At 70.7% G+C, this 6,408-nt stretch carries 6 protein-coding genes; 1 reads left to right on the top strand and 5 read right to left on the bottom strand.

Features of this window, described 5'->3' with window-relative positions; genetic code table 11:
* Positions 1 to 272 precede the first annotated feature (272 nt).
* The 5 genes from KILIM_RS21380 to KILIM_RS21360 all read right to left on the bottom strand — a co-directional run bounded on the left by KILIM_RS21380 (position 273) and on the right by KILIM_RS21360 (position 4,845).
* Positions 273 to 1,580 (bottom strand): acyltransferase family protein, encoded by a 1,308-nt coding sequence (locus tag KILIM_RS21380; RefSeq protein ID WP_157551885.1) that lies wholly within the window; start codon positions 1,578 to 1,580, stop codon positions 273 to 275.
* Positions 1,581 to 1,777: 197 nt separating this feature from the next.
* Positions 1,778 to 2,182: a nitrile hydratase accessory protein gene (locus KILIM_RS21375; RefSeq protein WP_051988929.1), complete on the bottom strand. Its 405-nt coding sequence runs from the start codon at positions 2,180 to 2,182 to the stop codon at positions 1,778 to 1,780.
* The gene (locus KILIM_RS21370) at positions 2,179 to 2,934 is read right to left on the bottom strand and encodes a nitrile hydratase subunit beta (protein WP_006594849.1); all 756 of its coding nucleotides are present in this window, start codon (positions 2,932 to 2,934) and stop codon (positions 2,179 to 2,181) included. Before KILIM_RS21370 ends, KILIM_RS21375 begins: the two co-directional genes overlap by 4 nt.
* Positions 2,934 to 3,653 (bottom strand): nitrile hydratase subunit alpha, encoded by a 720-nt coding sequence (gene nthA, locus KILIM_RS21365; protein ID WP_006594848.1) that lies wholly within the window; start codon positions 3,651 to 3,653, stop codon positions 2,934 to 2,936. Before nthA ends, KILIM_RS21370 begins: the two co-directional genes overlap by 1 nt.
* A 274-nt stretch (positions 3,654 to 3,927) precedes the next feature.
* The gene (locus tag KILIM_RS21360; protein WP_006594846.1) at positions 3,928 to 4,845 is read right to left on the bottom strand and encodes an exodeoxyribonuclease III; all 918 of its coding nucleotides are present in this window, start codon (positions 4,843 to 4,845) and stop codon (positions 3,928 to 3,930) included.
* 74 nt (positions 4,846 to 4,919) lie between these two features.
* Here KILIM_RS21360 and gdhA point away from each other — a divergent pair, with 74 nt between their 5' ends.
* Positions 4,920 to 6,272, top strand: coding sequence for an NADP-specific glutamate dehydrogenase (gene gdhA / locus KILIM_RS21355; protein WP_006594845.1), 1,353 nt, complete (start codon positions 4,920 to 4,922; stop codon positions 6,270 to 6,272).
* Positions 6,273 to 6,408 lie beyond the last annotated feature (136 nt).

Here is a 6,408-nt window from a genome sequence, read left to right as displayed (position 1 = left end):
ATAATTTGTAGTAGCAACGCTACTAATTAGTGAATATCATTGCAGCGCAGGAGGATTCAGATTGCCAGAAAGGGCCGTGAGTTCCGTTGGGGCACAGGCGATCTCAGGCGCGATGCGGCGAACCGGAAATGTGAAGTACGTCATATTCAATGTCAGGGCTCTTGCCGCCTTGACCTTGCACACGGCCTCTGACTAGCGACCCTCGAGGGGACCACGGACCACGGACCACGAGGGTGACGCCGGGAGTTCAGCCGGCCCTGCCGCTTGGAAGCTCAGCTGCCGCCGGCGACCGCTAGGAGCAGCCCGACTCCGCCGACGACGAGCATCCCGGCCAGGGCGGCCCACAACGACATCCGGGTGCTCTGCTTCATCCCCGGCACATAACGCGAGGCGTCCTCGACCCAGCGCTGCCAGACGTGCCCCAACAGCAACGACAGCGCGAGCAGGGCGATCCGCACGGGCGCGCCCATCTGGCCCAGCAGCGCCTCCGTCAGCGGCACCAGCGGCCAGTGCCACAGGTACACCGAGTAGGAGATCAGCCCGAGCCACTGCGTGGGCCGCCACTTGACGACCCGGTCCAAGAACGAACCGGGCCGCGTGCCGCCGGCGATGATGACCAGCGCCGTGCCCAGCACCGCCGGGACGGCCAGCGGGGCCGGGAACGCCGCCACCGCAGGCAGCACACCAGGCCCAGGCATCACGTCCGGCAGCACCAGCAACAACGAGCCCGGCAAGATGAGGATGAGCCCCAGCCAACGCAGCACCGTCGCGGTCCGCTGGGTCGGCGCCCAGCGTCGCAGCAGCAACGCGACCAGGCCACCGGCGGCGAACTCCCACACGCGGGTGACCGTGACGAAGTACGCGACCGGGTAGTCGATCCACGTCCACACCAGCGCCACGACGAACGAGACGACCGCGACCACGGTGAGCGCGATGCCCACAGCCGTCACCCGCCCCACAGCCCGGCCGCGACGCCCAAGCCACGACGCCACCGCGGCCGCCAGCAGGATCAGCGGCGGCCACAAGAGGTAGAACTGCTCCTCCGCAGACAACGACCAGTAATGCACCGTCGGCAGCGCGGCGAACGCCTCCTGCCCACCCAGCGCCGTCAGGTGCGCGGCGTACAGGTTCATCGCGTAGAACGCCGATGCGAGCACGCTGCGGCCCGCATCACCCCACGCCTCGCGGGGCAGGATCAGCGCCGTCGCGACCGCCACGGCGAGCAACACCGACAGGCTGGCCGGCAGCAGCCGCCGGGCGCGGCGCGCGTAGAAGTCCGCGAGGCGCACGCGGCCGGTGCGGTCGAGTTCGGCCAGGAGGTGCCCGGAGATGAGGAACCCGGAGATGACGAAGAAGACGTCGACGCCCACCAGGCCGCCACCGACGAACGGGATCCCGGAGCCGAAGTGGAACAGCAGCACCATGCCGATGGCGACGGCCCGCAGCGCCTGGACTTCCGGATAGAAGCGCCGCTGCTCGCGCGCCCGCACCCGCTGCGCCACCGTGCCATCGAGGTCACCGGACCCACCGGATGGTGGTTCCTCGTTCGTCGATGCCCGTTGCGCGTCAATGCTCGTCACAGTTGATTCCCCCGAAAACTGCCGCCCCTGGGGCCTTGGCGCCACGCGAACGACGTGCCAACAGCCCCCATTGCCACAGCCATACTGGTGGACGAGCGTCCAAATGTCACATCCGAGGACGCCCGGATCCCGGGTATTCCCGTAGGTCGTTGGGTGAAACAGATGGTAAGGCAGGCGAACTGGCGCAGCCGGTCACCTCAACTTCTCTGTGCGGTTACCCAAAGTTCGATCGGGTCGCCGTGGCGAGTGCGGGCGGCGGCCTCGTGCCAGCGGACCTGGGTGCCGGCGATCTCGCCCGGCGCCACCAGACCCTGGGCCTCGAGCTGGTCGGCCAAGGCTGCGGCCCAGGCCTCGAAGTAGCCGGTCGCCTCGTAGCCGGTCGCCTCGTAGCCGGTCGCCTCGGAGCCGCTGCCGGCAACGTCTCGGGCCAGGCGGGCGCCGAGCGCTTGCGCCCACTCCTGCCAGGTGATGACGCCGCGCTCGTGCAGGTGCACGGTGATCGCGAACACGCTCGCTTGCCACGGCTCGGCGAAGCCGCGGCCGACCGGAGCGGGAAGGGTCGGGTTGGCGTCGAGCACCTCCGCCAACGTGGGGGCCGTCACGAGAGCGGCACCGCGCGTAGGTTCGGCTGCCACACCTCGATGCTCACGCAGCTGTTCGGGTCGGCGTCGGCGCCCCACAAACTGGGCCCGTCGAACTCGACCGTGTAGAGCCAGTCGGCGTCTCCCGGCGCCGGGGTTGCGGCGGGCACCGCGTTGGCGTGCGCCATGACATGCGCGCCACGCACCGCCACGACGCGACCGATGGTGTCGCGGGCGTAGCGGGGTAGGCGGGTGTGGCCGCTCGGATGGTCCGCCGACGTGCGCACCCGGTCCCCGACCGCGAACAGCGGCTCCGTGGCGGCCTCGCGCTCGTACCGCGTGCCCGCGTCCAGCGCGACCCGCAGCGCCGGCCACGGCACCGCCGCCACCCGGGCAACCGTGCCCTCTTTGCCCGCTAAGGCCGTCGAGGCAACTGACGTGGCGGAGGTCGTGGGGGTCGGGGCCGCTCCCTCTCCGAGCTGCGAACGGGCCGGCTCCGAGAGGTCCTCGCGTGCCAGCAGCCCGGACTGCACGAGCAGCCGCTCGAGAGCCCGCAACCAGATCTCGTAGTAGCTGCTACTCAGGTACGTCGCGGGCGGTAGCTGCTCACGGGTGAACCGCGACCGGTCGATGGTCCACTGGCCCAACGCCCCCGTCGCCAGGGTCAGCGTCAGCACCCGCTGCTCCCAGTCGTCGTGGAACAGCGGTTCGTTCGGCTCCGGGCGCACCGGCCCGAAGCCGTGCATCCCGCCGAGGTCGTGCACCCCGTCCATCAGCCGGCCTCCCGCTCTGCGGCTGGCTCACTGGCTGGCTCAGGGGCTGATTCGGGGGCTGGCGCTGCGGCCACCTCAGGGGCCGGCGCTGCGGCCACCTCAGGGGCCGGCGCTGCGGCCGACTGCGGCACCGCGACCAGGCCCGTCCCGATCATCGCGTCGCGGGTCACCAGCTCCGCCAGGCGCTCGACCGACCAGCCGTCGGTCCCCTCCGGTCGGCGTGGGACGACGAGGTACCGCACCTCCGCGGTCGAGTCCCACACGTGGATGCGCGTCGAGGCGGGCAGCTCGACGCCGAAGTCGGCGAGCACCCCGCGCGGGTCGCGCACCGCCTTCGCCCGGTAGGCCGGCGACTTGTACCAGACCGGCGGCAACCCGAGGATCGACCAGGGGTAGCAGGAGCACAGCGTGCAGACCACGAGGTGATGCTGAGTCGGGGTGCATTCCACGGCCACGACGTGCTCGCCCTGTCGGCCGTCCCACCCCAGCTCGGCGATGACCTCGCTGGCGTCGGCCAGCAGCCGCTGCCGGAAGTCCGGGTCGGTCCAGGCGCGGGCCACCAACTGGGCGCCGCGATGCGGGCCGACCTCGTGCTCGTAGTACTCGAGGATGCCGGCGAGCGCCTCCGGGTCGACGAGCCCGCGCTCCACCAGCACGGTCTCGAGCGCCCGCACCCGGGCGTCCATCGGCGACAGCGAGCTGCCGTGTGCCTCACCCATCCCTGGAGTCTAGGCGCGCGGCCTCGCCCCTCCGCCGACCGTTGCGCTCGCTGCCTTGGGTTGCTGTCGCGACCGCACCCCTCGGCAGCAAGCGCAATGCCCAGGATGTGGACAGGCCTGGCCGCCGGACCCCGACCGCCCCATCCGCCGACCGTTGCGCCCGCTGCCGAGCGTTGCTGTTGCAACCGCACCCCTCGGCAGTGACCGCAGCGCCCAGGATGTGGACGGCCGGGGCCGCCGACGGTAAGGACTGGCGGGGCGGCCCGGGCATCGGTCAGAGCGCGTAGTCCACGACGACGGGGGCGTGGTCGGAGATGCGGCGGTCCGCGGCGGGGTCGCGGTCGGTACCGGCCGCGACCGCCCGCCGGGCCAGCCCGGGAGTGGCCAACTGGTAGTCGATGCGCCAGCCGGCGTCGTTGGTGAACGACTCACCCAGCCAGCTCCACCACGAATACGGCCCATCGACCTCCGGGTGCAGCCGGCGCACCACGTCGACGAGGCGACGCGGCCCGATCAGCCCGTCCAGCCACTCCCGTTCGCTGGGCAGAAAGCCCTCGCTGCGCTGATTACGCCGCCAGTTGACGACGTCGAAACGGGTGTGCGCGATATTGAGGTCGCCGACCAGCACGTACTCGCGGCCCCGAGCCCGCGCCGCCCGGCGGGCCCGCCGCACCTGCCGCTCGAACGCCGCCAGAAACCGCATCTTGCGCTCGTACCGGGCGCCGCCGTCGGGCGCCTCGCGCATCCGCCCCGGCCGCTGCAGGTGCGCCGGCAGTCCGCCCTTGGGCACGTAGACCGAGGCGAGGGTGACCGGCACCCCCGCCAGGTCGACCTCCAGATAGCGGCCTTGCGCGGCGAATTCGTGCAAGCCTCGGGCCAACACGCCGACAGGCGCGGGCGTCAGCTCGGTCGTGAGCGCGCCCGGTTGCCGCAGCAGCGCCGATCCGCTCCACGTGCGCACCGCCTCCGGTCGCTCGCGGGTCAGCACCGCCACCCCGTTGCGGCCCTTCAGCGCGCCCGCGTCGTAAGTGAGGTGATAGTCGCCGAACGCGTCGGCCGGCAGCGCCGCCACCGGGCAGCGCACCTCCTGCAGACCCACGACATCGCACCCACGCCCCGCCAGCCACGGTCCGAAGCCCCGCCGCTGCCCCGCGCGGATGCCGTTGATGTTCAGGGAGGCGACGCGCAGCATCCGCCCACCCTACGAACCTCCCGAAAACCGCGGTTGCTGCGGCCGCCCCGCAGGCACCTGACAAGATGTGCGCCATGTCCGAGAAGTTGCACGAGAGCATCGCGCCCATGTTCGACGAAGTCCTGGCGCGCAATCCTGGGGAGAACGAGTTTCACCAGGCCGTCTTCGAGGTGATGCACAGCCTGACCCCGATCGCCGGCCGGCGACCCGAGTACGCGCAGTGGTCGATCCTGCAGCGCATCTGCGAGCCCGAGCGCCAGATCATCTTCCGCGTGCCGTGGCTCGACGACTCCGGCACGGTGCAGGTCAACCGCGGCTTCCGGGTCGAGTTCAACTCCGCGCTCGGCCCGTACAAGGGCGGGCTGCGCTTTCACCCCAGCGTGACCCTGTCGATCGTCAAGTTCCTCGGCTTCGAGCAGATCTTCAAGAACTCGCTGACCGGCATGCCGATCGGCGGCGGCAAGGGCGGCTCCGACTTCGACCCCAAGGGCAAGTCCAAGGCCGAGGTGATGCGGTTCTGCCAGTCGTTCATGACCGAGCTGTACCGGCACATCGGCGAGTACACCGACGTGCCCGCGGGTGACATCGGCGTCGGCGGCCGCGAGATCGGTTACCTGTTCGGGCAGTACAAGCGCATCACCAACCGGTACGAGTCCGGGGTCATCACCGGCAAGGGCCTGAGTTGGGGCGGCTCGTTGGTGCGCACCGAGGCCACCGGCTACGGCACCGTCTACTTCGTCAACGAGATGCTCGCGGCCAGCGGCGAGGACTTCACCGGTAAGCGGGTCGTGGTCTCCGGCTCCGGAAATGTCGCGATCTACGCCATCGAGAAGGCGCAGCAGCTCGGCGCCAAGGTCATCGCCTGCTCCGACAGCAACGGCTTCGTCGTCGACGAGGACGGCATCGACCTCGACCTGCTCAAGGACATCAAGGAGGAGCGGCGCGAGCGGCTCACCACGTACGCCGACGAGCGTGGCGGGTCGGCCCGGCACGTCGAGGACGCCAGCATCTGGTCGGTGCCCTGCGAGATCGCCCTGCCGTGCGCCACCCAGAACGAGCTCGACGGCGACGCGGCCAAGACACTCATCAGCAACGGCGTGCGGATCGTCGCCGAGGGCGCCAACATGCCCTGCACCCCGGAGGCGGTGCGGCTGTTCCAGACGTCCCAGGTCAGGTTTGCGCCGGGCAAGGCAAGCAACGCCGGCGGGGTCGCCACCAGCGCGCTGGAGATGCAGCAGAACGCCTCCCGCGACACCTGGTCGTTCGAGGACACCGACGAGAAGCTCGGCGAGATCATGCGCACGATCCACACGAATGTCGTCGACACCGCCGCGCGGTACGGGCATGCCGGCGACTACGTCGTGGGCGCCAACCTCGCCGGATACCTCAAGGTCGCCGACGCGATGGTGGCCCAGGGCGTCATCTGAGCGGTCTCGTCTGAGTGGTCTCGTTGAGCGGCGCGCGGCGGCGGGGGGCGCGGCTGCGGGGCCCGTGGCCTCCTGATGCGGGGCGCCTGCTGGGCGGCTTTGCTGGTCTGACTGGACAACGCGTGGTCCGACTGGG

Origin of the sequence: Kineosphaera limosa NBRC 100340, assembly GCF_000298215.1 — a bacterium.
Taxonomy (GTDB): domain Bacteria; phylum Actinomycetota; class Actinomycetes; order Actinomycetales; family Dermatophilaceae; genus Kineosphaera; species Kineosphaera limosa.
Note: the sequence above shows the minus strand (reverse complement) of the source record. Positions and strands in the feature narration are given on the sequence as shown.